Origin of the sequence: Paraburkholderia sp. UCT70, assembly GCF_050434085.1 — a bacterium.
GTDB lineage: Bacteria > Pseudomonadota > Gammaproteobacteria > Burkholderiales > Burkholderiaceae > Paraburkholderia > Paraburkholderia tuberum.
In genome coordinates, this window is the sequence record NZ_JBNPVZ010000004.1 from 3,146,492 (window position 1) to 3,172,660 (window position 26,169).

A 26,169-nucleotide genomic window follows, 5' to 3' on the forward strand; every position below is an offset into this window, starting at 1 on the left:
GCCCGCTGCCAAGTCAGCGGGCGTTCTTCGTCAGCCGTTGCTAGTGAGGTAGCAACCCAACACGACAACGACTCCGGGAGAATCCATGTCTCGAATCATCCGTGCCCTTGTTGCATGCGCGCTGCTCGGCTCCGTCGCCGCCTGCGTGGTAACGCCCCCGCCGGCGCCGCATCCGGGCCCGACTCCGCAGCAGATCGCGGACCAGCGTCTGCATCAGGTCGACGGCCGCATCGACAATCTCGCGCACCGTATCGAAAACCGCGTGAATCAGGGCTATTACCCGCCGCCGCAAGGCGCCGCGCTGCATCATCGTCTCGAGACGATCCGCCAGGAAGCGCATGACATGGCCGCCCAGCATGGCGGCGGTTTGTCCGCGGAAGAACAGCGCGTGCTGAATCAGGAACTGGACAATGCGGCTCATGCGATCGGCGAGTGAGTCAGCGAGCAAGTGGGCAAACCGAATCGGCAAACGAGCCACCAGGTGAGCCCCCACTACCGCTCATCGTGCGGTCACGGATGGCACCGGGAGAAGCAACTGAAAAGCGCGGGCACCACGGTCGGCGCTTTTCTTTTTGACGCCCCCGAACAGCCACAGCCGGCCCCACACCGCTCCCGGGCCTTTATTTGACAAGCCCCGGCCCGTCGCGTAAATTCGCCGCACGCGTCGGGAGAGCGTGCTGGCAGGCGAAAAATCGCAGGCCGCGCCGCCGAAGGGGCACACCCGCAAACTCTCAGGCAAAAGGACCGACCGCGTCGAAAAACCCGTCTTCCGGCGGCTTTTTCGCACTCTGGAGAGCGGCAGTAGCCATCCGCGTCGCACGTCGTGCACCGCAGGCAGGCTGCCCACCGAAGGGGCGCGCGTTTCACCGTGACGGATCGAGCTCATTGAGCCAGTCGCGGCGGCGCAATCTCTCAGGTATCGAGGACAGAGGGGTCATGCAGAACCACGCTCGCAGGCACACAGCCGCGAGGCAGTGCGCCGCATGGCCTTTTCTTGTTTCGCGAGATGCCCGAGGCCCCATGACCGAACTCAAACACACCCCGCTCCACGCCGCTCACCGCGCGCTCAATGCTCGCATGGTCGACTTCGGCGGCTGGGACATGCCCGTCAACTACGGCTCGCAGATCGAGGAACATCGCGCGGTGCGCACCGACGCCGGCATGTTCGACGTGTCCCACATGTGCGTGGTCGACTTCACCGGCGAGCGCGTCCGCGCGTTCTTCGAATACGCGCTCGCGAACAACGTCGCGAAGCTGCAAACGCCGGGCCGCGCGCTCTACTCCTGCATGCTGAATCCGAACGGCGGCGTGATCGACGATCTGATCGTCTATTACTTCGCCGAAGACCACTTCCGCGTGGTCGTCAACGCCGGCACCGCCGACAAAGACATCGCCTGGTTCGGCCAGCTCAACGCGGGCGGCTTCGGTCTCACCATCACGCCGCGCCGCGATCTGGCGATCGTCGCCGTGCAAGGCCCGAACGCACGCGAAAAGGCCTGGCAAACCGTGCCGGCCGCGCGCGCCGCGACTGAAACGCTGAAGCCGTTCAACGCCGCGCGCGTCGACGGCACGCCGTTTGGCGAGCTGACCATCGCGCGCACCGGCTATACCGGTGAAGACGGCTTCGAGATCATCGTGCCGGCTACCCACGTCGAAGCGCTGTGGAATGCGCTCGCGGCCCACGGCGTGCGCCCGGCCGGGCTCGGCGCGCGCGATACGCTGCGCCTCGAAGCCGGCATGAACCTGTACGGCCAGGACATGGACGACAATGTCTCGCCGCTCGACGCCGGCCTCGCATGGACCGTCGACCTCACCTCGCCGCGCGATTTCGTCGGCAAGAGCAGCCTCGAAGCCGACGGCTCGCGCGCCGCGTTCGTCGGCCTGATCCTGCTGAAGGAAAACGGCAAGGCCGCGGGCGTGCTGCGCGCGCATCAGAAAGTCGTCACGCCGCACGGCGACGGCGAAATCACCAGCGGCACGTTCTCGCCGACCATGCAGGAATCGATCGCCTTCGCGCGCGTGCCGAAGGGCGTGCAGCCGGGCGACACCGTGCACGTCCAGATTCGTGACAAAGCGTGTCCCGCAAGCGTGGTAAAACTGCCGTTCGTGCGCAACGGCAAGGTGCTGGCGGTCTAAGCGGCCGGCGCACGCCCCTACATTCAAACACTACCGAACATACCGTTCAGGAGCATCCAATGAGCATCCCGGCCGAACTGAAATACACCGAATCGCACGAATGGGTCCGCACCGAAGCGGACGGCACGCTGACGGTCGGCATCACCGACCACGCGCAGGAAGCGCTTGGCGACATCGTCTTCTTCGAAGTCCAGGAAGTGGGCAAGTCCGTGACCGCGGGCGACACCGTCGCCGTGATCGAATCGGTGAAGGCCGCCTCCGATATCTACGCGCCGGTCTCGGGCGAAGTCATCGAGGCGAACACGACCGTCGCCGACTCGCCCGACACCGTCAACAGCACGCCGTACGACAGCTGGCTGTTCAAGATCAAGCCGGCCGCCGATGCGTCGCTCGACCGTCTGCTCGACGCCGAGGCGTACGCGAAGTCGATCGGCGCCTGAGTCACCTTTGTTTTAACCGTCAGGCGCGGCGCTCGCACAACGGCGCGCCGCGCCGCCAGGAACACCCATGAAGCTCGAACACCCGGATCGTCTGATGAACCGCACTCCTCTCTCGCTCGCCGCGCTCGAAGTGCACGACGCCTTCGCCGAACGGCATATCGGCCCGGATACGGCCGACCAGCAAGCGATGCTCGAAGCACTCGGCTTCGCGTCGCGCGCGGCATTGATCGACGCCGTCATCCCGAAGACGATCCGCCGCACCGAAACGCTGCCGCTCGGCCCCTTCGCGCAACCGAAGAGCGAAGCCGAAGCGCTCGCCGCCTTGCGCGAGCTCGCGGACAAGAACCAGGTGTTCCGCTCCTACATCGGCCAGGGCTATTACAACGCCCATACGCCGACGGTGATCCTGCGCAACGTGCTCGAAAATCCGGCGTGGTACACCGCGTACACGCCGTACCAGCCTGAAATTTCCCAAGGCCGTCTGGAAGCGCTCTTGAACTTCCAGCAGATGGTCACCGACCTGACCGGCCTCGCGATCTCGAACGCATCGCTGCTCGACGAAGCGACCGCCGCCGCCGAAGCGATGACGCTGCTGCAACGCGTCGGCAAGCCGAAGTCGAACGTGTTCTTCGTTGCCGACGACGTGCTGCCGCAGACCATCGAAGTCGTGAAGACGCGCGCGACGCCGGTCGGCATCGAAGTGAAAGTCGGCCCGGCCGCTGAAGCCGCCGACGCCAACGCATTCGGCGTGCTGCTGCAATACCCGGGGGTGAACGGCGACGTGCGCGACTACCGCGCGCTGACCGAAGCGATCCACGCGGCGGGCGGCCATGTCGTCGTCGCCGCCGACCTGCTCGCGCTGACGCTGCTTACGCCTCCGGGCGAATGGGGCGCGGACGTCGCGATCGGCAATACGCAGCGTTTCGGCGTGCCGGTCGGCTTCGGCGGCCCGCATGCCGCGTACCTCGCGGTGCGCGACGAATTCAAGCGGCAAATGCCGGGACGTCTGGTCGGCGTAACCGTTGACGCGCAAGGCAACCCCGCGCTGCGTCTCGCGCTGCAAACGCGCGAGCAACACATCCGCCGCGAGAAGGCGACCTCGAACGTATGCACCGCGCAGGCGCTGCTCGCGATCATGGCGAGCATGTACGCGGTCTATCACGGCCCGCGTGGCCTGAAGACGATCGCACTGCGCGTCAATCGCATCGCCACGCTGCTCGCCGAAGGCGCGAAGCAGCTTGGCTATAAGCTCGTCAACGAAACTTTCTTCGACACGCTCACGTTCGACACCGGCGCACGCACGCAAGCGCTGCACGACGCGGCGACGGCCAGGCGCATCAACCTGCGCCACGTGAGCGCGACGCAAGTCGGCCTGTCGATCGACGAAACCACCACGCGCCACGATCTGGCCGACCTGCTCGCGGTGTTCGCTCAAGCGGCCTTCACGAGCGACGTGCCGCAAGTCGACGCGATCGACGCCGCGCTCAACGCATCGAACTCTGCGTCGGTGCCGGCCGCGCTCGAACGCACGAGCGCGTACCTGACGCATCACGTGTTCAACCGTCATCATTCGGAAACGGAAATGCTGCGCTATCTGCGCAGTCTGTCGGACAAGGACCTCGCGCTCGATCGCTCGATGATCCCGCTCGGCTCCTGCACGATGAAGCTGAATGCGACGTCGGAAATGCTGCCGGTCACGTGGCCCGAGTTCGGCCAGATCCATCCGTTCGCACCGACCGAACAAACCGTCGGCTACCGCGAGATGATCGATCAGCTCGAAGAGATGCTGGTCGCCGCGACCGGCTATGCGGCCGTGTCGCTGCAGCCGAACGCGGGCTCGCAGGGCGAGTACGCGGGTCTTTTGATCATCCACGCCTATCACGCGTCGCGCGGCGAAGCGCATCGCGATGTCTGTCTGATTCCCGCTTCGGCGCACGGCACGAACCCGGCGTCGGCGCAAATGGCCGGCATGCAGGTCGTGGTCGTGGCATGCGACGCGCAGGGCAACGTCGATATCGAAGACCTGAAGAAGAAGGCCGCGCAGCACGCCGATAAGCTCGCGGCGATCATGATCACGTACCCGTCGACGCACGGCGTGTTCGAGCAGAACGTCCGCGAAATCTGCGAGATCGTGCATGCGCACGGCGGCCAGGTGTACGTGGACGGCGCGAACATGAACGCGATGGTCGGGCTGTGCGCGCCGGGTCAGTTCGGCGGCGACGTCTCGCATCTGAACCTGCACAAGACCTTCTGCATTCCGCACGGCGGCGGCGGACCGGGCGTCGGTCCGGTCGCGGTCGGCGCGCATCTCGCGCAGTTCCTGCCGAACCAGACCTCGTCGGGCTACCAGCGCTCGGAGAATGGCATCGGCGCGGTGTCGGCCGCGCCGTACGGCTCGGCGTCGATCCTGCCGATCTCGTGGATGTACATCGCGATGATGGGCGCGAAGAACCTGACCGCCGCGACCGAAACCGCGATCCTCAACGCGAACTACGTCGCCAACAAGCTCGCGCCGCACTATCCGGTGTTGTACTCGGGCCCCGGCGGCCTCGTCGCACACGAGTGCATTCTCGATCTGCGTCCGATCAAGGACACGAGCGGCATCACCGTCGACGACGTCGCGAAGCGCCTCGCCGACTATGGCTTCCACGCGCCGACGATGAGCTTCCCGGTACCGGGCACGCTGATGGTCGAACCGACCGAGTCGGAGTCGAAGGAAGAACTCGACCGCTTCATCGAGGCGATGATCGCGATCCGCGAGGAAATCCGCGCGGTCGAGGAAGGCCGCGCGGACCGGGAAGACAATCTGCTGAAGCACGCGCCGCACACGGCGGCGGTCGTGATCTCGGACGACTGGAAGCACGCGTATGCGCGCGAGACCGCCGCCTACCCGCTGAAGACGCTGATCGCGAACAAGTACTGGCCCCCGGTCGGTCGCGCGGACAACGTGTACGGCGATCGCAACCTGTTCTGCTCGTGCGTGCCGATCGCCGATTACGAGTAAACAGCGCGAGTCGGCGAGACGTCATGCGCGGCGCTGTGAAGGTCCGTCTGCGTCCGCGAGCGGTCCACCCGCGGTCCTGTCGTTGAAAGCCGCAACCGGCTAACATCACACACCGAATCAGCCTAACGAGGAGTTTCGCATGGCGCGAAAGGTGCGATTGATGCAAAGCCGGGCCGAGGCGGCAGGCGTCCGTCCGTGGCGGCCCGCTTACGCGGTACTGCTGGCCGCAGCGGCCGCGTTGCTGCCGCTGCGCGCGGCGCAGGCCGCGATGAATTTCTGCGCGGCGCCGGCGCTGCAAACGAGCGAGCGCACCAATGCCGACCCCGGCGTCAAGGCGCTCGTCGCCAACGTGCAGGCACATCTGAACGAGCAGCCCCATGCGCTCGCCAAATTGCACACCGAGGGCACGCTGCCGCACGAGGGCATCTACGATCAGAGCGTCGAAGCGGAGAAGGATCTCGACCTGCTGCGCGACGCCGCGCTCGCGTGGCGCGCGACCAGCGACGACCGCTTCCTGAAGCTCGTCGACCGTCTGCTGTACGCGTGGGTCACGACCTATCAGCCGAGCTTCGATCCGATCGACGAAACGCGTTTCGAAGGTCTGATCCTCGCGTACGACATGACCGCGAGCGCGTTGCCCGTCAAAACGCGCAACGCGGCGATGGCGTTTCTGACGAAGCTCGCGAACGGCTACATCGCGCAGATCGACGCGCAGCCGCGGCCGCTCACGGGCACGTTCCGCAACAATTGGCAAAGCCACCGCATCAAGCTGATCGCGATGGCGGCATTCACGCTCGACAACCGCAAGATGATCAACGCCGCGCAGCGGCTGTTTGTAGAGCATATCGGCGACAACATCGCCCCGGACGGCTCGACGATCGACTTCGGCGAGCGCGATGCGCTGCACTACGTGACCTACGATCTGCAACCGCTGGTGACGGCCGCGCTCGCCGCGCGCCGCCACAACCGCAACTGGCTGCAAGAAAAGGGCGCGAACGGCGCGACGCTGCTCGCCGCGCTGGATTGGCTCGTGCCGTTTGCTACCGGCGGTCAGACGCATGAGGAATTCGTGCATTCGAACGTCGCGTTCGATGCCAAACGTCGCGAGGCCGGCTTGCCCGGCTATTCGGGTCAGTGGAATCCGAAGAACGCGACGGAACTGTTTCACCTGGCGGCCCGTCTCGATGGACGCTTTACGCCAGTCGCGCTGCAGCTCGCACCGACGCCGCCCGCGTGGCTCGCCGTGTGCTTGCCGCTGCCGGCGCGCTAAACTCTTTATCTATAGGCAGGGAGCAGTACATGGCAGTCAGCGTCTTCGATCTCTTCAAAATCGGCATTGGTCCGTCGAGCTCGCATACGGTCGGGCCGATGCGCGCGGCGCTGATGTTCGTCCAGGGACTCGAGCGCGACGGGCTGCTCGCTTCCACTGCATCGGTGAAGGCGGAGCTGTACGGCTCGCTCGGCGCGACCGGCAAGGGACACGGCACCGATCGCGGCGTCATGCTGGGCCTGATGGGCGACGCGCCCGACACCGTCGATCCCGAGACGATCGCGCAACGGCTCGAAGCAGTGCGCACGTCGCGCCAACTCGCGCTGCTCGGCACGCACGAGGTGCCCTTCGTGCAGAAAGAGCACATCGCGTTTTATCGTCAGGCGCTGCCCGAGCATCCGAACGGCCTGAAGCTGTTCGCCTTCGATGCGCAAGGGGCAACGCTGCGCGAGTCGACCTATCTGTCGGTCGGCGGCGGCTTCGTCGTGACGGCCGGCGCACCGAACACGAAGGTATTGAGCGCCGTCGATCAGCTTCCGCATTCGTTCCGTACCGGCAACGAATTGCTCGCGCTGTGTGCGGCGAGCGGCAAGAGCATCGCGCAGCTGATGTGGGAAAACGAGCGCGTCTGGCACAGCGAGGAAGAGACGCGCGCGGGTCTGCTGAAGATCTGGGACGTGATGCAATCATGCGTCGCGCGCGGATGCGGCATCAACAATCCCGATGCCGATGGTCACTTGCCCGGACCTTTCCAGGTGAAGCGGCGCGCGCCGCAGCTCTATCGCGCGTTGACGGGCAACCCTGAGCGCGCGTTGCAGGATCCGCTGTCCATGGTCGACTGGATCAACCTGTACGCAATCGCCGTCAACGAAGAGAACGCGGCGGGCGGGCGCGTCGTAACCGCGCCGACCAATGGCGCGGCCGGCATCATTCCGGCGGTGCTGCATTACTACACGCGCTTCATGCCGGGCGCGAACGAGCAGGGCGTGATCGACTTCCTGATGACGGCCGCCGCGATCGGCATCCTGTACAAGCTGAATGCGTCGATCTCCGGTGCGGAGGTAGGCTGTCAGGGTGAAGTCGGCGTCGCATGCTCGATGGCCGCGGGCGCGCTGGCCGCCGTGATGGGCGGCACGCCGAAGCAGGTCGAGAACGCCGCGGAAATCGGCATGGAGCACAACCTCGGGCTCACCTGCGATCCGGTCGGCGGCATGGTGCAGATTCCGTGCATCGAGCGCAATGCGATGGCATCGGTGAAGGCGGTCAATGCCGCACGCATGGCGTTGCGCGGCGACGGCAGCCACTACGTGTCGCTCGATTCGGTGATCAAGACGATGCGCGAAACCGGCGCGGACATGAAGACCAAGTACAAGGAAACGTCGCGCGGCGGACTCGCGGTAAATATCGTCGAGTGTTGAGTCGTTGAGCGCGGCATTCAATTGCGTGCGATCGCATCGGAAAAGCGCGGGCCTTGCGGCTCGCGTTTTCATTTGCGCGATCGTGTTGCGCGCACGCCGATCGAACAGTTGCGCTGCGCCATGACAGCGCCCACGTGCTCGGCGTAAGCTGTCGAAGCGCCCATCGGCCGCTGTTGCACGTTCCGCCGATGCGGCTCCATCCCAACGCACCCACGCACTGCCAGGAGGCTTCTTCGCAATGTCGCTGCCGAATGCTCCCGCTTCCAATCCCGCTTCCAATTCCGTTATCGCTTCCCATACCGCACGCACGACCGGCGCGCGCCTCGTCGTCGATGCGTTGCTCACACACGGCGTCGAGCGCGTGTTCTGCGTCCCCGGCGAAAGCTTTCTCGCCGTGCTCGATTCGCTGCACGACGAAACCGGGCGCATCCAGACGATCGTCTGCCGTCACGAAGCCGCGGCCGCGAACATGGCCGAAGCGCTCGGCAAGCTGACCGGCCGCCCGGGTGTCGCACTCGTCACGCGCGGGCCGGGCGCGACGCATGCGTCGATCGGCGTTCATACTGCGTTCCAGGACTCCACGCCGATGATTCTGCTGATCGGTCAGTGCGCGCGCGAACATCTCGATCGCGAGGCCTTTCAGGAGATCGACTACCGGCGCATGTTCGGTCAGATGGCGAAGTGGGTCGCGCAGATCGACGACCCGAAGCGCATCCCCGAATATCTGAGCCATGCGTTTCATACGGCCACCTCAGGGAGGCCCGGGCCGGTCGTGCTGGCGCTGCCCGAAGACGTGCTGAGCGACGCCTGCGACGCGGTACCTGGCGCACCCGCTTATCACCGCGTGGCGGCGTCGCCATCGGCCGCGCAGATCGCGAAGCTGCGCGAGTTGCTCGAAGGCGCGCAACGGCCGATGGTGATCGCCGGCGGCAGCGGCTGGACAGAGGCCGCATGCGCGGACCTGCAGCGTTTCATCGAAAACTGGCAGTTGCCGATTGGCCTCGCGTTCCGCTTCCAGGACACCTTCGACAACGAGCATCCGAACTACGCGGGCGACGTCGGTCTCGGCATCAATCCGGCGCTCGCTCAGCGCATTCGCGATGCGGACTTGCTGCTCGCGCTCGGCCCGCGCCTCGGCGAAGCGACGACCAACGGCTACACGCTGTTCGACATCCCGAAGACGAAGCAGACGCTCGTGCACGTGCATCAGGGCGCGGAAGAACTGGGCCGCGTATATGCGGCCGATCTGCCGATCGTCTCGGGCATGCCTGAGCTTGCGGCGATGCTTGCGGAACTGAAACCGTCGTCGTCCGGCAGGCTCGCCTGGGCGGGTGCCGCTGAAGAAGCGCATCGCGCGTATCTGGATTGGCGCAAGCCGCGCCCAATTCCCGGCGACGTGCAGATGGGCGAAGTGATCCAGCAGTTACGCGCCCACTTGCCCGACGACGCGATCCTCACGAACGGCGCGGGCAATTACGCGACGTGGCTGCATCGGCATTTCTCGTATCGGCACTTCCGTTCTCAGCTCGCGCCGACGAGCGGCGCGATGGGCTACGGCGTGCCGGCGGCGCTCGCGGCAAAGTCGCTGTATCCACAGCGCGCGGTGGTCGCGCTCGCCGGCGACGGCTGCTTCATGATGGCCGCGCAGGAGCTCGCGACAGCGATGCAGTACGACCTGCGCGTGCTGTTCATCGTCGTCAACAACAGCCAATTCGGGACGATCCGCATGCATCAGGAGCGACACTATCCGCATCGCGTGCATGGCACCGGCCTCACGAATCCGGACTTCGCGGCATTCGCGCGATCGTTCGGCGCGCATGGCGAAACCGTTGAACGTACCGGGGATTTTCTGCCGGCGTTGCAACGCGCGATCGAATCGCAGCTGCCGGCCGTGATCGAAATTCGCATGCCGCAGGAAGCGAGCACGCCCGCGGCGACGCTCGAGATGATTCGTGAGCAGGGGAGGAAGATGCGCGGGCAGTGAAAATCGCCACGTGGCCTGACAGCGTGTCGAATGCGCCGCCCATAAAAAAACCCCGCCAGAGCGGGGTTTTCTATCAACCGTAGTCAGCAAAAAACTTACTTGCCGCCCACGCTTTGCAGCGTCGTCCACTTGCCATCGACGACCTTGTACAGCGTGATACCGCCGTTCTTCAGATCGCCGCGCGCGTCGTATGCGAGGTTGGCCGACGTCACGGCCGGCTTCGACGTCTTGGCGAGCACCGGCAGGTACTTGGCAGGATCGGTCGAGTTCGCGTTCTTCATCGCGGTGAACATCGCCATCGCGCCGTCGAACGCGTACGGCGAGTACGTTTGCACGTCTTCGTTGAAGCGCGCCTTGTACTTCTCGACGTATGCCTTGCCGCCCGGCATTTCTTCGAGCGGCAAACCGGCGAGCGAAGCCACCGTGCCGTTCGCCGCATCGCCGGCGAGCTTGATGAAGGTCGGCGTGTGGACCATTTCGCCGCCCATCAGCGGCGCCTTCACGCCGAGCTGCTTCATCTGCTTGACCATCGGTGCTGCTTGCGAATCCGCGCCGCCGTAATAGATCAGATCCGGGTTCGACGACTTCAGTTTGGTCAGGATCGACTTGAAGTCGACGGCCTTGTCGTTCGTGTATTCACGATCGACGATCGTCGCGCCTGCCGCCTTCGCAGCTTTCTCGAACTGATCCGCAAGACCCTGGCCGTAAGCGGTGCGATCGTCGACGATCGCGATCTTCTTCATGCCGAGGTTCTTCACCGCGAACGTGCCAGCGACCGAGCCTTGCTGCGTGTCGGACGTCATCATGCGGAAGGTGGTCTTGAAGCCTTGCTGCGTGTATTCCGGCGCCGTCGCCATCGCGATCTGCGGAATGCCCGCGTTCGCGTAGATGCGCGAGGCCGGAATCGTCGTGCCCGAGTTGAAGTGGCCGAGCATGCCCTTGATGCCGTCATCCACGAGCTTCTGCGCGACCGTCGTGCCGGTGCGCGGGTCGGCCTGGTCGTCGGCCGAGTCGAGCACAATGTGAACCTGCTTGCCGCCGATCACCGGCTTCGTCGCGTTGAACTCTTCGACCGCGAGCGTGATGCCGTTCTGGAAGTCCTTGCCATAGTGCGCCTGTGCGCCCGTCATCGGACCCGCGAAACCGATCTTCACGTCTTCCGTCGATTGAGCGTTGGCCGTCCCCGCCAGCGACATGGCGGCAACCAGAGCTGCGCCTGCCAGCTGTTTCATTTTGTGTTGCATAGCTTCTCCTTGATACCAGGTGTGGATGAAGCGGTGTCGGGGTCGCCGTGCCGCTTCCTTTCTATTGAATAAATCGCCGAGGTTCGCTCAACCGATCGTCATCAAATTCGCATTGCCGCCTGCCGCCGCGGTATTCACGCTGACCGAGCGCTCGGTGAGCAGACGCTCGAGCGCGTAGTCCTCGTCGCCGCTCGCGAGCGCACGGGCCGCGACGCCCTGCACCGACACGATCGGCCCCGCGCGCTTCGCGACCTCCTTCACGAGCGCGAGCAGCTCATCGCTGTCGCCTTCGAACAGCACGGCGTCGAACGGCGCGTCGGCGCTCTTCTTCACGCTCGCGTGGGCCTTCAGCGACGCCGGCAATTGCGAAACCAATTGTTCACCGGCCGCGCCCTCGAACAACGCACGATTTCCCGTAGCCAGCGCCGCCGCGAACTGCACGCGCGCGCCGCTCGCCGTCGACGCGATACACAGCACCGTGCCGCGCGGGCCCAGCGTGTACGTATTGCGCTCGCCGGTCGGCCCCGACAGTACCGCGGTCGCGCCCGCCGGCACATGCGACAGATAGCCGTCGCAACGCGCGGCAAGCTGCGGCTCGCGCTCGGCGATCAGCCAGTCGCGCAACGCGATCAGCGCGGCCGCCGGATTGTCGCCCTGTTGTGCAGCCTGCGCCGCCTGCGGTACTTCGACCACCAGCGCCTGCGCGAGCGACTTCGGCAAACCAGCCGGACGCGTTGCGAGCAGACGCTGCAGATATAACGCACCGCCGGCTTTCGGCCCCGTACCCGACAGTCCTTCGCCACCGAACGGCTGCACCCCGACCACCGCGCCGATCACGTTGCGGTTCACGTAGATGTTGCCTACGTGTGCGCGGCTGATCACGTGCGCGATCGTTTCGTCGATGCGCGTGTGGATGCCGAGCGTCAAACCGTAACCCGTCGCGCGAATCTGTTCGAGCAGCTTGTCGAGCTGGCTGCGGCGATAGCGCACCACGTGCAGCACCGGACCGAACACTTCGCGCTTCAGCTCGTCGATGCTGTCGAGCTCGATCAGCGTCGGCGGCACGAAAGTACCCTGCGTCGCGCCCTCCGGCAGCGGCAGTTGCTCGACCTTGCGGCCCTTGTCGCGCATCGCCGCGATGTGGGCGTCGATGCCGCGCTTCGCGTCCAGGTCGATCACCGGGCCGACGTCGGTCGACAGCCGGTCCGGGTTGCCGAGCGCGAGCTCGCGCATCGCGCCCGTCAGCATTTCGAGCGTGCGGTCCGCGACATCGTCCTGCAAACAAAGAACGCGCAACGCCGAACACCGTTGACCGGCGGAGTCGAAAGACGACTGCAGCACGTCGGCGACGACCTGCTCGGCGAGCGCCGACGAGTCGACGATCATCGCGTTCTGGCCGCCGGTTTCGGCGATCAGCGGAATCGGCTTGCCATCCGGATCGAGTCGGCCGGACAGCGTCTTGTTGATCAGACGCGCGACTTCGGTCGAGCCGGTAAACATCACCGCACGCGTGCGCGGATCGGCGACCAGCGCGGCTCCGACCGTCTCGCCATTGCCCGGCAGCAGTTGCACCGCGCCCGCCGGCACGCCCGCTTCGCGCAGAATTCGCACCGCTTGAGCTGCGATCAGCGGCGTCTGCTCGGCCGGTTTCGCGAGCACCGTGTTGCCGGCCGCGAGCGCGGCGGCCACCTGGCCCATGAAAATCGCCAGCGGGAAATTCCACGGGCTGATACAGACCACCGGACCCAGCGGCCGATGCGTGTCGTTCGAAAACTCGTCACGGATCTGCGTCGAGTAGTAGCGCAGGAAGTCGATCGCCTCGCGGATTTCCGCGACCGCGTTGGCGAGCGATTTGCCCGCTTCGCGCACCACGAGGCCCATTAGCGTGTGCATCTGCGCTTCGAGCAGATCGGCGGCACGCGCGAGGCAATCCGCGCGCGCCTCAACCGGCGTCGCCTGCCAGATCGGCGCGGCGGCCACCGCATGGCCGAGCGCGGCGCTCACGTGCTCCGCCGTCGCTTCGACGACCGTGCCGACGAGATCGCGCTGGTCGGCCGGGTTGCGCACGTCACGCCCGGTGCCGACCGCGATCTGGTTGTCTTCGAGCATTGGCGCGGCGCGCCACGGATGATGCGCGCTCGCGAGCAGCGCCGACGACAGCGACGCGAGCCGATGCTCGTTCGACAGATCGAAGCCCATCGAATTGAGCCGTTCCGCGCCATACAGATTGCGCGGCAGCGGAATGCGCGCGTGCGGCGCGCCGAGCGGCACGATTCTCGACGCTTCCTCGACCGGATCGGCGACCAGGTCCTTGATCGCGACGGATTCGTCGGCGATGCGGTTCACGAACGACGTGTTCGCGCCGTTCTCGAGCAGCCGGCGCACGAGGTACGCGAGCAGCGTCTCATGCGTACCGACCGGTGCGTACACGCGGCACGGGCGGTTCAGCTTGTCGCGGCCGGTGACTTCTTCGTAGAGCTGCTCGCCCATGCCGTGCAGGCACTGGAACTCGTACTGGCCGGGGTAGTAGTTGTTGCCTGCGAGTTGATAGATCGCCGACAGCGTGTGCGCGTTGTGCGTCGCGAACTGCGGATAGACGGCATCGGGCGCGCCGAGCAGTTTCTTCGCGCAGGCGAGGTACGACACGTCGGTGTAGACCTTGCGCGTGTAGACCGGATAGCCTTCGAGGCCGTCAACCTGCGCGCGCTTGATTTCCGTATCCCAGTACGCGCCCTTCACGAGCCGCACCATGACACGGTGGCGGCTGCGGCGCGCCAGATCGATCAGGTAGTCGATCACGAACGGGCAGCGCTTCTGATACGCCTGCACGACGAAGCCGATGCCGTTCCAGCCTTGCAGCTCCGGATCGAAGCACAGCGCTTCGAGCAGGTCGAGCGAGAGTTCGAGGCGGTCGGCTTCTTCGGCATCGATATTGAGGCCGATGTCGTAGCGGCGCGCAAGGATCGCGAGCGAACGCACGCGCGGCAGCAACTCGCTCATCGTGCGTTCCTGCTGCGCGCGCGAGTAGCGCGGGTGCAGCGCCGACAGCTTGATCGAGATGCCGGGGCCCTCGTAGATGCCGCGGCCGCCCGCGGCCTTGCCGATCGCGTGGATCGCCTGCTCGTACGACGCGTAGTAGCGCTGCGCGTCGGCCTCGGTGGTGGCCGCTTCGCCGAGCATGTCGTACGAATAGCGGAAACCGCGCGCCTCGTACTTGCGGCTGTTCGCAAGCGCTTCGGAAATGTTCTCGCCGGTCACGAACTGCTCGCCCATCAGGCGCATCGCCATGTCGACGCCCTTCCGGATCAGCGGCTCGCCGCCCTTGCCGATCAGGCGCGTGAGCGCCGACGACAGGCTCGTCTCGCTATTGGTCGTCACCAGCTTGCCGGTGATCATCAGGCCCCAGGTCGCCGCGTTGACGAACAGCGACGGCGCCTGGCCGACGTGCGATTTCCAGTCGCCCTTGCTGATCTTGTCGCGGATCAGCGCGTCGCGGGTCGCGCGGTCGGGAATGCGCAGCAGCGCCTCGGCGAGGCACATCAGTGCGACGCCTTCCTGGCTCGACAGCGAAAATTCGTGGATCAGCCCTTCGACGCCGCCGCCCTTGCTCTTCGAGCGCAGCGTTTCGACGAGCTTGGCGGCCATCGCCTGCACGTCGCCGGCGAGGTTGGCCGGCAGACGCGCCTGGCCGAGCAGGAACGGCACGCACTCGGGTTCAGGGCGGCGATATGCGGCGGTGATCGCCGCGCGCAGCACCGACTGCGGTTGCACGTTCTGCGCAAAATCGAGAAACGGATGGGATGCGCCGTCTTCCTCGTTCTCGACCGCCGCGCCGTCGGCGAGATCGGCCGTGCCGGTCGCGCCTGACAGTTCGGGCGGCAACTGGCCGTGCTCGATCTTTTCGAGGTAGGCGAAAATCGCCTGCTTGATCAACCAGTGCGGGGTGCGCTCGAGGCGGGTGGCGGCATCTTTGAGCCGGGAACGCAGGAGGTCGTCGACCTTGACGCCAAGGGTGGTGCTGGCCATGTTTCCTTCTCTGATACCGGGCGCGAGCCTGGCGAAAGACTAAAAGTTGGGCGAATCGTACGCCTCCAAATAAAAAGGTGCAACCAAATCGACAGGTTGGTTGCACCCCGTCGGAAGCCTTATGGAACATGGGTTTCCGGGCGGAGACCGACAGTCGGACCGGGGTGTTTTCGATCGGTACTTTCCCTGGCGTGATTATTTTTGAAATAAGCCTTATCAAACGACTTCGCGCGCCGATATACAGAAGCACGATGACGGACGGCCCGAAACGTCGGTTTCAGGGCACACAGAAAAGATAAACGGGGTTCCCGAAGGTTGGTGTGATGGAAAAGTGGCTGGTAATACTGGGCATCTGGGCGATGTGCGCGGCCTGTGCGGTGTTTTTCATTCGAGGCGCGACAAGGGACCCGAATCGGCGCGAAGAGGAGCGCAAGCGTGCGAGCATGGCCTCGCGTGGATCGGCGGGCAATACGCGAAACGCGCTGAACGACTGAGATCAGGAGAGAGCGCGCACGGCTCATGAAGCCGGATGCGTGCGAGTGCGGGGATTCGCGACCGGATTGGCACGGGGATTTGCGCCTGAAGATCGCTGTTGGATCAGCTCGGCCCGAGCGACGGCGCAACCGGGTCGAACCGCGCACAGACATCGCCGGGCGATACCAACTGGTCATGCAGACGACACAGTCGGCTATCGGCGACGCTCGCGCCGAACCCTGAACTGAACACGGCAAGCCCTGGGATACGCTGCTCGAGCGCATCCCTTTCGCTCACGCGATGCCGGCATCCGGCGCAGCAGGGCGCGTCCGCCGCGCTGCTGCGCTCTACGGCGCCTATGTATGGCGCAGCGCCGGCGCCACGATCCATCGAAATCTTCACGGCGTTATCCGAGGCTGTTCCAGTACGACGCGAACACGTGTGCGGACAGCGCGTAACCGATCGCGATATTGACCACCACGCCCGCCGTGAACGCGAGGAACGGCTTCAGACCGGTCGCGGCAAGCGAGCGGAAGCGCGTCGTCAGACCGATGCTCAGGAAGCAGAACGTGAACGCCCACGTGCGCAGCACCGTGATCGGCGCGACGAACTCCGGCGTGACGACCTTACGGTAATCAGCGAGTGAATAATGGCTCGCGATCCACGTGACCAACGCCGACGCGATCACGAAGCCGATCACGAACTTGGGGAAACGCGCCCAGATCTCACCGGCATTCGCGCGCGCGGCGACGCCGCTGTCCTGCGCTTCCCAGCGCGTCGTCGCGACGATTGCGAGCACGAACGCCCAGATGCCGATCCAGATGTCGCGGCCGACCACCTTCATCAGCGTGAAGGCCTGCAACGACGCTTCCGGTGCGCCGGCGATCGCGCCGCCCGCGTGGCGCGCGAAATCGCCATAGGCCTGCGCGGCGGCGATGCCCGCGGCGTCGGCGAATTCGGAGGTGCCGATCCAGGCGCCGGCGACGGCCGTCGGCAGTCCGAGCGAGCGCGACGCGAACGGCAGCACGAAGATCATCACGATCGCCCACAGCACGACCAGCGTGATCGCGACCGACGCCTGCTCGCGTTTCGCCCGTACCGCGCCGGCAATCGCGATCGCCGCCGACACGCCGCACACCGCGCCGCCGACACCGAGCACGGCGGCAAAGCGTCGATCGAGTCCGAATGCTCGCGCAACGAGAAAGATCACGAAGAACGTCACCAATGACACGATGCTCGCCTGGACGACCGCGACCGGACCGGCCCACACGAGCAGCGTGAACGGCAGCGTCGCGCCGAGCAGCACGATACCGACCTTGATGTAAAACTCGACGCGCAGCCCGGCCGCGAGCCACTCCGGCAGCGTGAACAGGTTCGACACGAGCAGCCCGAGCGCGAGCGCGACGAGCGGCGGCTCGAGGTTGTACCTGGACGCGTCGACCCATGCGCCGAGCGTCAGAATCAGCGCGGAAGCGACGAATACGACGATGAACGCGGCGAGAAACGCGCCGACGCGCTGCCGGAGCAGGGCGACGCTCGCGCCGAACAGCACCGCGAATGTCGCGAATAGCGCGAGGTAGTTGGGTAGATGCTTGCCGATGTCCTGCGCGGCCTGCGCGACGCTCGACCATTTGGCCGGCGCGACCGCGAGCCACTTGATGCTGCTGCCCGACGCGAACAGCGCCCACGCGATCACGATCACGAGCAGGCCGACGCCAGCGGCGAGCCAGTCTTCGGTCAGCGAAAAGCCGCTGCCTCGTGCGGTTTGCGCGTCTTGTGTACCTTGCCGCTGACCCGGCGCGGCGCCCTCCGGCACGGTGTGATGGGTGTCGCTCATTGCAGATGCCCCGAGAAAGTTGAGTGGCATCGGCGCGAAGTTATTGTCGTTTAGCCCCAAAATGCACCGATTTGGCGACTATAGGCGAGCGGGATCGCAAAGCGAAACGATCATTCGCTCTATGGATATGACTCAAAGAAGTATGGCGGGCGCCATCTGGCCCGTGGCGTCAGATGTCGAGCGGATCGACTTCGAGGTTCCAGCGCAGCACGCCCTTGAGCGCGCGCAACAGTGGCTGCCACGCGCGCAGCGTAGCCTGCAGCGCCGCGCGCGATGCGCTTTCGATCAGCAGCTGCGCGCGATGCACGTGCATCACCTTGACGATCGTGAGCGGCACTGCGTCGTAGACGGTGACGCGCTCGGCGGCAGGAATCCGCGCAAGTTCGGCGGCGGCCTGCTGCAGAAACGCGAGCGCGGCTTCGAGCGTGCGGCCTTCGGCGCGCAACAGCGCCTGGTAGACGAACGGCGGCAGGTGCGCGTCGCGTCGCTCGGCGAGCGTCGCATTGGCGAAGCCGACGTAGTCATGACGGCACAGCGCGTGATACAGCGCGTGACGCGGATAGCGCGTCTGCACCAGCACTTCGCCCGGCAGACCGGCGCGGCCCGCGCGGCCGCTCACCTGCATCAGCTGCGCGAACAGGCGCTCGCTCGCGCGGAAATCATGCGAAAACAGCGCGGTATCGGCGTTCAGCACGCCAACCAGTGACACGCGCTGGAAATCGTGTCCCTTCGCGATCATCTGCGTGCCGACCAGAATATCGACCTCGCCCGCGTGCACGTCCGAGAACAACGCCTGCGCGCTGCCCTTGCGGCGCGTGCTGTCGGCGTCGATACGCAGCACACGGGCGCCCGGCACCGCGCTCGCAAGCGTTTCCTCGACGCGCTGCGTGCCGCGCCCGAGCGGTGCGATATCGACGTTGCCGCACTCCGGGCACGAACGCGGGATACGAGACTCCCAGCCGCAGTGATGGCAGCGCAGCGCGCGCTCGGGCTTGTGCAGCACGACGTAGGCGCTGCAGCGCGGACAACCGGCCACCCAGCCGCACGCGTCGCAGGCGAGTTGCGGCGCGTAGCCACGGCGGTTGAGGAACACGAGGCTCTGCTCGCCGCGTTCGAGCCGCGCCTTCATCGCGGCGATCAACGGGCCCGACAAACCTTCGATCGATGCCCGCCCGCGCCGGCGCTCGTCTTCGAGATCGATGAGACGCACGCTCGGCAGTGCGGCCTCGGCGACGGCGCGGCGCGACAGCGTGAGCCGCTCGTAGCGGCCCTGATCTGCCTGCCACCAGCTCTCGAGCGACGGCGTCGCCGAGCCAAGCACGACCGGCACGCCGAGTTGCTTCGCCCGATAGATCGCGAGATCGCGCGCCGAATAGCGCAAGCCTTCCTGCTGCTTGTAGGCCGGATCGTGCTCCTCGTCGACGACGATGATCGCCAGCCGCGGCAGCGACGCGAGCACCGCGAGCCGCGTGCCGAGCACGATGCGCGCGCGGCCGGTATGCGCGGCGAACCAGTTGCGGGCGCGCTCGCCTTCGGCGAGGCCGCTATGCAGCGTGACGATCGCGCTGGCGTCGAGCGCGGCGAAGCGGGCGCGGAACGCCGCCTCGAACTGCGGCGTCAGGTTGATTTCCGGTACCAGCACGAGCGCTTGCGCATCGGGGTTGCCGGCCAGAATCGCGGCGAGCGCGCGCAGATACACCTCGGTCTTGCCGCTGCCCGTCACCCCGTGCAGCAGGAACGGTGCGAAGCCGTGGGCGTCGCGGATCGCTTCGACCGCACTCGTCTGTTCGTCGGTGAGGGTTGGCAGGGCAGGCGCGGGCATGTTCGGCAGCGACGCGGCTGCGGGCACCGCGGCGGCGTCGATCACATCGAGCGTGACCCAGCCTGCCGTCTGCCATGTGTCGAGTGTCGCCAGCGCCTTCGGATGCAGCGCGCGGGCGTCGGCAGCGAGGAGGAAGTCGGCTCGAGCGAGCGCTTGCGCGAGCGCTCGGAGCGCCGTCGCGCGGGCGGGCAAGGCGTCAGGCAATACCGTGCGGCCCTCGGCCGTTAACCGATAGCGCTCTTCCGGCGCGAACAGCCGCGACCAGCGCGACGCGTCGCGCAGCGCCTGCGGCAGCCCCGGCAGCGCCACTTCGCCGAGACCGCGCTGATAGTAGTCCGCGGCGAATGCGGCGAGCGCGAGCCAATGTGCCGACACCGGCGGACACGCCGTGCAGACCTGATCCACATCACGCAGGCGCTCGGCCGGCACGTCGCTGTGAGCGGTCACTTCGCAAACGAGCCCCACCACGTGCCGCTTCCCAAACGGAACGCTGACTAGCGTGCCCACGACAGCCGCCGCGGAGATGTCGCAGCGATAGTCGAACAGGGTCGGCAGCGGATGGTCGAGCGCGACGCGGACGAACATTTCGCTCACTCGGCGTGGCGCTGAGGATGAGCCGGCACGAGGCCAACTCGCGGCGCGGGGTGGGTTGCACGGGACGCGAAGCCGTAGAAGTTAAAGTAAAACCTTAATTTCACCGCTAAGTTTTGGATTCGACTGAACAATTGCGCTCGGCTCGCGGCCCTGTGGATAACTTTGTTGAGAACTTCGCTTCGACGGGCCGCAAACGGCGCCGCGACGGCCTTGTGTGGGATTCCGCACATTTCATCACGCGCGCCGCAAACCCTTGCCGGACAAGGCTCAGATCAAATGCGCCGACTATGTGCAAGGGTCGGGGCACGATTAAAGTCTCTACCGCGCCGCAGCGTGCGAAGTGTGCATAAGTCAGCCCTTGACTTTCGTAAGACCACCATCTGGCGGCCTATTCGCGGAGCTGCGGTCCTTAGGGCGAGAGCCCAATTCGCTGCAGCGCAACAAGAAACGGTAATGATTACACTCTCACGCGGGCCTATGTGCACCACTACGAATAGCGCGGCTGTGACGATGCACTTCGTCGACCAGTTCAGCAACATGCTCTGGCGGCGTGAACTGTGAAATGCCGTGACCCAGATTGAAAACGTGGCCGGGATGATTGCCGAAACTGTCGAGCACCGCGCGCGCTTCCATGCGGATCGCGGCAGGCGGCGCAAACAGCACCGACGGATCGATGTTGCCCTGAAGCGCCACCTTGCCACCGACACGTTCGCGCGCCTTGCCGAGGTTCACGGTCCAGTCGAGGCCCACCGCGTCGACGCCGCTCGCGGCGATGTCGTCGAGCCACAAGCCGCCCCCCTTCGTGAACGCGATTACGGGCACTTTTTCGCCGTCGTGTTCGCGCTTCAGCTGACTGACCACCTGCTCGATGTAGCGCAGCGAAAAGCGCTGATAGATGCCATCGGCGAGCGCTCCGCCCCATGTGTCGAAAATCATCACCACTTGCGCGCCAGCTTCGATCTGCGCGTTCAGATATGCCGCGACCGAGCGCGCGTTGACCTCGAGAATCCGCTGCAGCAGATCGGGACGCGCGTACAGCATCGATTTGACGGTGCGAAAGTCCGCCGAGCCGCCGCCTTCCACCATGTAGCACGCGAGCGTCCACGGGCTGCCTGAGAAGCCGATCAGAGGCACGCGCTGGCGACCTTGCGCGTCCTTCAGCGCCGAGCGGATTTCACGCACGGCGTCGGTCACGTAGCGCAGTGTCGCGTCGATGTCGGGCACCGCGAGGCGCGCGACGTCGTCTTCGGTGCGCACCGGACGGGCAAATCTCGGCCCTTCGCCGTTGACGAACTCGAGACCGAGGCCCATCGCGTCGGGCACGGTCAGGATGTCGGAGAACAGGATCGCGGCGTCGAGCGGATAGCGATCGAGGGGCTGCAAGGTGACTTCCGTCGCGAAAGCCGGGTTCTTCGCGAGACCGAGGAAACTGCCCGCGCGGCCGCGCGTGGCGTTGTATTCCGGCAGATAGCGGCCAGCCTGCCGCATCAGCCAGATTGGTGTGTAGTCGGTGGGCTGGCGCAGCAGCGCGCGCAGAAAAGTGTCGTTCAGGAGTTGATGGGTCACGTTGCGTGCGACTGAAGAGCTGAGGGCAAAGGAGCATTTTACCGGAGGCGGCTCCGGACATCGCGCGTCGCGGGGTAATGAATGTTGCGACGGCGCGTCGAGGGAAGCGGGCGGGAAGCAGCTCGGACGCACCTCGATCAGCGACCGGCCGCCACTGCCCGCACTGGTCAGGGTCGGTGTCTTCCGCTGCCCGGGTCGCCCTGGCTGAACGGCCGATGTTCAAGCCCGCGCTGCCAAGCTACTATCCGACAGCTTTACCGATGAATTACACACTACACACCACCAGGAGACTCGATGAAGAAGGCAGCACTCGCAATGCTCGGCGCGCTCGCCGGCGTCCTGATGCACGTCGGCGTAGCCAGCGCGCAAAACGCCGCGCCCGCGCCGTCCAGGCTCGACGACATCATCAGCCGCGGCACGCTGCGCGCTTGCACTACCGGCGACTACAAGCCGTATTCGTTCTACAAGGGCGATGGCCAGTTCGAGGGCATCGATATCGACATGGCTGAATCGCTCGCGAAGTCGCTCGGCGTGAAGGTCGAGTTCGTCAAGACGTCGTGGTCGAACCTGATGAACGACTTCGTCGCAAGGTGCGACATCGGCATTGGCGGTGTGTCGCCGACGCTCGAGCGCCAGAAGCATGCGTTCTTCACACAGGCTTACATGATCGACGGCAAAACGCCGATCGTCCGTTGCGACGACGTCAACAAATATCAGACGGTCGCGCAGATCGATCAACCGTCCACACGAGTGATCGTCAATCCGGGGGGCACCAACGAGAAGTTCGCGAAGCAATACTTCACGCACGCAAACGTCACCGTTTATCCGGACAACGTGACGATCTTCAAGCAGATCCTCGCGGGCAAGGCGGACGTGATGGTGACGGATGCGTCGGAAACGCTGCTGCAGCAGAAACTCAATCCCGGCCTCTGCTCGGTGCATCCGGACAAGCCGTTCCAGTACGGCGAGAAGGCCTGGTTGCTACCGCGCGGGGATGTCGCGTTCCAGCAATACGTCGATCAGTGGTTGCATCTCGCTCGAGCGACCGGCGAGTATCAGGCCATCTCGGACAAGTGGTTGAAGTAAGCCGACCGTGTCCGTTGAGGCTGTCAGCTGCTGACTGATTGCGAGGGCGGCCTGCCAGGCCTGAAGATTTGGTGCCGGCGATGATGTAACGAAGCGCGACGTCGTCGGGTCGAGGGCGCAGCGATACGCCCCTTTTTAACACACAACCCAGGCGGATTCGCTTTGCCGCATCGCTTCACAAGTTTTCGTCTAATCGAGACGTATTTCGGGGCAGGGTCACAGCGCTTGTTCCGCAGGAAATTCGTCGCTCGAAAGCTGCAGACGCAACCATTTCACGCTGATTAGTGACCCCATTTCTACTGCACTATGCGTCGTGAATGGCATCAATCATGCATATTAAATTGCGGCATAGTCATCGGTAATAACTACGTTTTAAAGGTTTCATTTTGGTAATAAATCCCGCAGCGCCTTATCTGGCGGGCGTTACAACCTGAAACACTTTGTTACCGCGTTCATAGGGTAATTCGCCCACAATGCCCTCAACGGTTTCAACACGGATGTGGCTGTGTGCGTGGTGTGAGCGGATACGATGCACTTGCCGGTCGGCGCTTGCCGAAGCCCTGTAAAGGGGCATCCCTGCTGGGGCCGTCATCGACGCAGGGTCGTCGAGATAACCGTCCCATCTTTGGTCTCCTCGCGCTAACCCCGTAGCGTGTGGTTTTTAGCGGGCTCCAGGCCCGCTTTTTTTTCGCCTGCTCAAACGTTTGCGCGCGACGAATCCTCGCCGCGCAACTCCTGTTCTACCGCACCTATTTGGCATATTTGGCTGCGCAGCGTGCTGCGGCGGCGTCATGCCGTCTTGTCCTCTCTGAGTTTCAACTCGCCGATCATCCGTTCGCGCATCACGAATTTTTGCACCTTGCCGGTCACGGTCATCGGCAGTTCATCGACGAAGCGGATATATCGCGGCACCTTGTAGTGCGCAATCTGTCCCTGGCAGAACTGCTGGATTTCTTCTGCCGTCGCCTGTTCGCCGGTCCGCAGCACGATCCACGCGCATACTTCTTCGCCATACCTGGTATCGGGCACGCCGAACACCTGCACGCTCTGGATCTTCGGGTGACGGAACAGAAACTCCTCGATCTCGCGCGGATAGATGTTTTCGCCGCCGCGAATCAGCATGTCCTTCAGCCGGCCAACGATGTTGCAATAGCCTTCGGCGTCGAGCGTCGCCAGGTCGCCCGTGTGCATCCAGCCGTCGACGATACTCTCGTGCGTCTTCGCTTCGTCCCCCCAGTAACCGAGCATCACCGAGTAGCCGCGCGTGCATAGCTCGCCCGTTTCGCCGACCGGCACGATATTGCCGAGCGGATCGACGATTTTCACTTCGAGATGCGGCTGGATGCGCCCGACTGTCGTCGTACGCTTGTCGAGCGGATCGGTCGTCGAGCTCTGGAACGAAACTGGGCTGGTTTCCGTCATGCCGTAGGCGATCGTGATCTCGCTCAGGTGCATCTTCGAGACGACCTTCTTCATCGTCTCGATCGGGCACGGCGAGCCCGCCATGATGCCGGTGCGCAGCCGCGAGAAGTCGTACGCGGCGAAGGTCGGATGGTCGAGTTCTGCGATGAACATCGTCGGGACGCCGTGCAGCGCGGTGCATTTTTCCTCCGCGGTCGCGGTGAGTGTCGCGGCCGGATCGAAGCCCTCGCCCGGAAACACCATGTTCGCCCCGACCGACACGCACGCGAGCACCGCCAGTACCATCCCGAAGCAGTGGTACAGCGGCACTGGAATGCACAGGCCGTCCTGCTCGCTGAGCCGCATCGCCATCGCGATATAGCGCGCGTTGTTCACGACGTTGCGATGCGTCAGCGTCGCGCCCTTCGGATTGCCCGTCGTGCCGCTCGTGAACTGGATGTTGATCGGCTCCCGGCACGACAGCGTCGCGCCAATCGCATCGAGCCGAGTGGCGTCGAACGACGCACGGCCACGCTCGATCACGTCGGAAAAGCTCAGCATGCCTGGCGTCTCCGTGTCGCACATGCGGATCACGTAGCGCAGTTCCGGCAGCCGCGCGGCATGCAGTTCGCCCGGCGGCTGCGTCGGCAATTCGGGCGCGAGTTCCTGCAGCATCTCGAGGTACATCGACGTCTTGAAGCGCTCGGCGGTGATGATCGCCTTGCAACCGGCCTTGTTCAGCGCGTATTCGAGTTCCGCGAGCCGGTAGGCAGGATTGATGTTGACGAGGATCGCGCCGATACGCGCGGTCGCGAACTGCGTCAGCAGCCACTCGACGCGGTTCGGCGACCAGATGCCGACGCGATCGCCCTTCGCGATGCCGAGTGCAAGCAGGCCGGACGCAAGCACATCCACTTCCTGCGCGAATTCGCTCCACGTCCAACGTATGCGCTGCTCCCGAAACACCACGGCCGGCCGGTCGGGAAAGCGCGCCGCGGTGTCGCGCAGAAGCTCGCCGACGGTCGCTTCGCTCAACGGATTTTCAGTCGACCCGCGCACATACGACAGTCCATCCGCGGGTTCGATGAGCGCACCTTCTCCCGAGCTATGCGTTGCCATGGTGTTGTCTCCGTGAGCGCAAGCGCGCTCGATTGAAATGAATTTGAAATCGATTGTGCACCGGCGCGTATCCGGCCGGCATCAAGTCTTACCCGCACCGCGTCGCATCGACCGCGGCGAGCGGCGACCGTCCGTTTCTCCTTTCTCGTGGATTTTGCCGACCTTTACGTAAACGTCAACTAGCTGTCAAAAAAAAGCAGCCGCGCAGGCTGCTTTCTTCTACTACGTGCTGCTTTAGTGCTGGCCGCGCAGCTTGCGCAGACGCTGGATTGCCGCGAGTTGCGCCGTCGCGTACGCGAGTTCCGCCTGTGCGGTCGCGTACTCGAGGTTCGAGCCCGTGTTCTGCAACGCCTCTTCCGCACGCTTGCGTGCGTCTTCGGCCTTGGCTTCGTCGAGATCCTTGCCGCGGATCGCGGTGTCGGCGAGAACCGTCACTGCACCCGGTTGGACTTCGAGGATGCCGCCGGCGACGAACACAAACTCTTCTTCGCCGTTTTCAACTTCGATGCGCACCGCACCCGGACGGATCCGCGTGATGAGCGGCGTGTGGCCCGGCAGAATGCCGAGTTCACCCGCTTCGCCTGGCAGCGCGACGAACTTCGCCTGGCCCGAGAAGATTTCCTCTTCCGCGCTGACGACGTCTACTTTAATGGTTGCCATATGTGTCGACTCCTGTCGACGAGAGTTAGCGCTTTAGCGCTGACTCCCGTCCCATGCAAGGCGGGTTGAGCGTAATCAGAGACGCTGG

The 26,169-nt window shown here is 64.9% G+C and carries 16 protein-coding genes and 2 riboswitches; of the genes, 8 read left to right on the forward strand and 8 right to left on the reverse strand.

Annotation, left to right across the window (positions count from 1 at the left end; genetic code table 11):
- The first annotated feature begins 85 nt into the window (after nucleotides 1-85).
- The 7 genes from OKW41_RS40315 (at nucleotide 86) to OKW41_RS40345 (ending at nucleotide 10,252) form a co-directional block, all read left to right on the forward strand.
- Nucleotides 86-436: a hypothetical protein gene (locus OKW41_RS40315; protein ID WP_429453855.1), complete on the forward strand. Its 351-nt coding sequence runs from the start codon at nucleotides 86-88 to the stop codon at nucleotides 434-436.
- Nucleotides 437-655: 219 nt separating this feature from the next.
- A riboswitch (glycine riboswitch) is annotated at nucleotides 656-757 on the forward strand.
- Between the two features lie 21 nt (nucleotides 758-778).
- Nucleotides 779-939: riboswitch (glycine riboswitch) on the forward strand.
- An 81-nt stretch (nucleotides 940-1,020) separates the two neighbouring features.
- On the forward strand, nucleotides 1,021-2,136 hold the full coding sequence (gene gcvT, locus OKW41_RS40320; RefSeq protein ID WP_429575914.1) for a glycine cleavage system aminomethyltransferase GcvT: 1,116 nt from the start codon (nucleotides 1,021-1,023) through the stop codon (nucleotides 2,134-2,136).
- Nucleotides 2,137-2,195: 59 nt separating this feature from the next.
- On the forward strand, nucleotides 2,196-2,576 hold the full coding sequence (gcvH, locus tag OKW41_RS40325; protein ID WP_429453851.1) for a glycine cleavage system protein GcvH: 381 nt from the start codon (nucleotides 2,196-2,198) through the stop codon (nucleotides 2,574-2,576).
- A 67-nt stretch (nucleotides 2,577-2,643) separates the two neighbouring features.
- Nucleotides 2,644-5,580 carry an aminomethyl-transferring glycine dehydrogenase gene (gene gcvP / locus OKW41_RS40330; protein ID WP_429575915.1) on the forward strand — a complete coding sequence of 979 codons (2,937 nt, stop codon included), beginning with the start codon at nucleotides 2,644-2,646 and terminating at the stop codon, nucleotides 5,578-5,580.
- Between the two features lie 139 nt (nucleotides 5,581-5,719).
- Complete coding sequence (locus OKW41_RS40335) at nucleotides 5,720-6,850, forward strand: alginate lyase family protein (RefSeq protein WP_429575916.1); 1,131 nt, start codon at nucleotides 5,720-5,722, stop codon at nucleotides 6,848-6,850.
- A 29-nt stretch (nucleotides 6,851-6,879) separates the two neighbouring features.
- A complete protein-coding gene (locus OKW41_RS40340) occupies nucleotides 6,880-8,268 on the forward strand; it encodes an L-serine ammonia-lyase (RefSeq protein ID WP_090802417.1) in 1,389 nt (462 codons plus the stop codon).
- Between the two features lie 238 nt (nucleotides 8,269-8,506).
- Complete coding sequence (locus OKW41_RS40345; RefSeq protein WP_429575917.1) at nucleotides 8,507-10,252, forward strand: thiamine pyrophosphate-binding protein; 1,746 nt, start codon at nucleotides 8,507-8,509, stop codon at nucleotides 10,250-10,252.
- Nucleotides 10,253-10,347: 95 nt separating this feature from the next.
- Here OKW41_RS40345 and OKW41_RS40350 read toward each other — a convergent pair whose 3' ends face one another.
- The 6 genes from OKW41_RS40350 to hemE all read right to left on the reverse strand — a co-directional run bounded on the left by OKW41_RS40350 (nucleotide 10,348) and on the right by hemE (nucleotide 21,815).
- The gene (locus tag OKW41_RS40350) at nucleotides 10,348-11,496 is read right to left on the reverse strand and encodes a branched-chain amino acid ABC transporter substrate-binding protein (protein WP_429453844.1); all 1,149 of its coding nucleotides are present in this window, start codon (nucleotides 11,494-11,496) and stop codon (nucleotides 10,348-10,350) included.
- Nucleotides 11,497-11,583: 87 nt separating this feature from the next.
- On the reverse strand, nucleotides 11,584-15,522 hold the full coding sequence (gene putA / locus OKW41_RS40355) for a trifunctional transcriptional regulator/proline dehydrogenase/L-glutamate gamma-semialdehyde dehydrogenase (RefSeq protein WP_429575918.1): 3,939 nt from the start codon (nucleotides 15,520-15,522) through the stop codon (nucleotides 11,584-11,586).
- A 597-nt stretch (nucleotides 15,523-16,119) separates the two neighbouring features.
- Nucleotides 16,120-16,293 carry a hypothetical protein gene (locus OKW41_RS40360; RefSeq protein WP_429575919.1) on the reverse strand — a complete coding sequence of 58 codons (174 nt, stop codon included), beginning with the start codon at nucleotides 16,291-16,293 and terminating at the stop codon, nucleotides 16,120-16,122.
- Nucleotides 16,294-16,402: 109 nt separating this feature from the next.
- Nucleotides 16,403-17,833: a YeiH family protein gene (locus OKW41_RS40365; RefSeq protein ID WP_184069841.1), complete on the reverse strand. Its 1,431-nt coding sequence runs from the start codon at nucleotides 17,831-17,833 to the stop codon at nucleotides 16,403-16,405.
- A 169-nt stretch (nucleotides 17,834-18,002) separates the two neighbouring features.
- Nucleotides 18,003-20,240: a primosomal protein N' gene (locus OKW41_RS40370; RefSeq protein ID WP_429575920.1), complete on the reverse strand. Its 2,238-nt coding sequence runs from the start codon at nucleotides 20,238-20,240 to the stop codon at nucleotides 18,003-18,005.
- 474 nt (nucleotides 20,241-20,714) lie between these two features.
- Nucleotides 20,715-21,815, reverse strand: coding sequence for a uroporphyrinogen decarboxylase (gene hemE / locus OKW41_RS40375; protein ID WP_429575921.1), 1,101 nt, complete (start codon nucleotides 21,813-21,815; stop codon nucleotides 20,715-20,717).
- A 294-nt stretch (nucleotides 21,816-22,109) separates the two neighbouring features.
- On the opposite strand from hemE, the gene OKW41_RS40380 reads away from it, so the two are divergent.
- On the forward strand, nucleotides 22,110-22,901 hold the full coding sequence (locus OKW41_RS40380; protein WP_429575922.1) for a transporter substrate-binding domain-containing protein: 792 nt from the start codon (nucleotides 22,110-22,112) through the stop codon (nucleotides 22,899-22,901).
- A 789-nt stretch (nucleotides 22,902-23,690) separates the two neighbouring features.
- Here OKW41_RS40380 and OKW41_RS40385 read toward each other — a convergent pair.
- A complete protein-coding gene (locus tag OKW41_RS40385; protein ID WP_429575923.1) occupies nucleotides 23,691-25,421 on the reverse strand; it encodes an AMP-binding protein in 1,731 nt (576 codons plus the stop codon).
- Between the two features lie 234 nt (nucleotides 25,422-25,655).
- Nucleotides 25,656-26,081, reverse strand: a complete 426-nt coding sequence (locus OKW41_RS40390; protein WP_008917918.1) for a F0F1 ATP synthase subunit epsilon — start codon at nucleotides 26,079-26,081, stop codon at nucleotides 25,656-25,658.
- Between the last annotated feature and the right edge of the window lie 88 nt (nucleotides 26,082-26,169).

Excerpts from the sequence above, each read along its gene's own strand:
- OKW41_RS40315 (WP_429453855.1), top strand. The coding sequence starts at position 86 with ATGTCTCGAATCATCCGTGCCCTTGTTGCATGCGCGCTGCTCGGCTCC.
- gcvT (WP_429575914.1), top strand. The coding sequence starts at position 1,021 with ATGACCGAACTCAAACACACCCCGCTCCACGCCGCTCACCGCGCGCTC.
- gcvH (WP_429453851.1), top strand. The coding sequence starts at position 2,196 with ATGAGCATCCCGGCCGAACTGAAATACACCGAATCGCACGAATGGGTC.
- gcvP (WP_429575915.1), top strand. The coding sequence starts at position 2,644 with ATGAAGCTCGAACACCCGGATCGTCTGATGAACCGCACTCCTCTCTCG.
- OKW41_RS40335 (WP_429575916.1), top strand. The coding sequence starts at position 5,720 with ATGGCGCGAAAGGTGCGATTGATGCAAAGCCGGGCCGAGGCGGCAGGC.
- OKW41_RS40340 (WP_090802417.1), top strand. The coding sequence starts at position 6,880 with ATGGCAGTCAGCGTCTTCGATCTCTTCAAAATCGGCATTGGTCCGTCG.
- OKW41_RS40345 (WP_429575917.1), top strand. The coding sequence starts at position 8,507 with ATGTCGCTGCCGAATGCTCCCGCTTCCAATCCCGCTTCCAATTCCGTT.
- OKW41_RS40350 (WP_429453844.1), bottom strand. The coding sequence starts at position 11,496 with ATGCAACACAAAATGAAACAGCTGGCAGGCGCAGCTCTGGTTGCCGCC.
- putA (WP_429575918.1), bottom strand. The coding sequence starts at position 15,522 with ATGGCCAGCACCACCCTTGGCGTCAAGGTCGACGACCTCCTGCGTTCC.
- OKW41_RS40365 (WP_184069841.1), bottom strand. The coding sequence starts at position 17,833 with ATGAGCGACACCCATCACACCGTGCCGGAGGGCGCCGCGCCGGGTCAG.
- OKW41_RS40370 (WP_429575920.1), bottom strand. The coding sequence starts at position 20,240 with ATGTTCGTCCGCGTCGCGCTCGACCATCCGCTGCCGACCCTGTTCGAC.
- OKW41_RS40380 (WP_429575922.1), top strand. The coding sequence starts at position 22,110 with ATGAAGAAGGCAGCACTCGCAATGCTCGGCGCGCTCGCCGGCGTCCTG.
- OKW41_RS40385 (WP_429575923.1), bottom strand. The coding sequence starts at position 25,421 with ATGGCAACGCATAGCTCGGGAGAAGGTGCGCTCATCGAACCCGCGGAT.
- OKW41_RS40390 (WP_008917918.1), bottom strand. The coding sequence starts at position 26,081 with ATGGCAACCATTAAAGTAGACGTCGTCAGCGCGGAAGAGGAAATCTTC.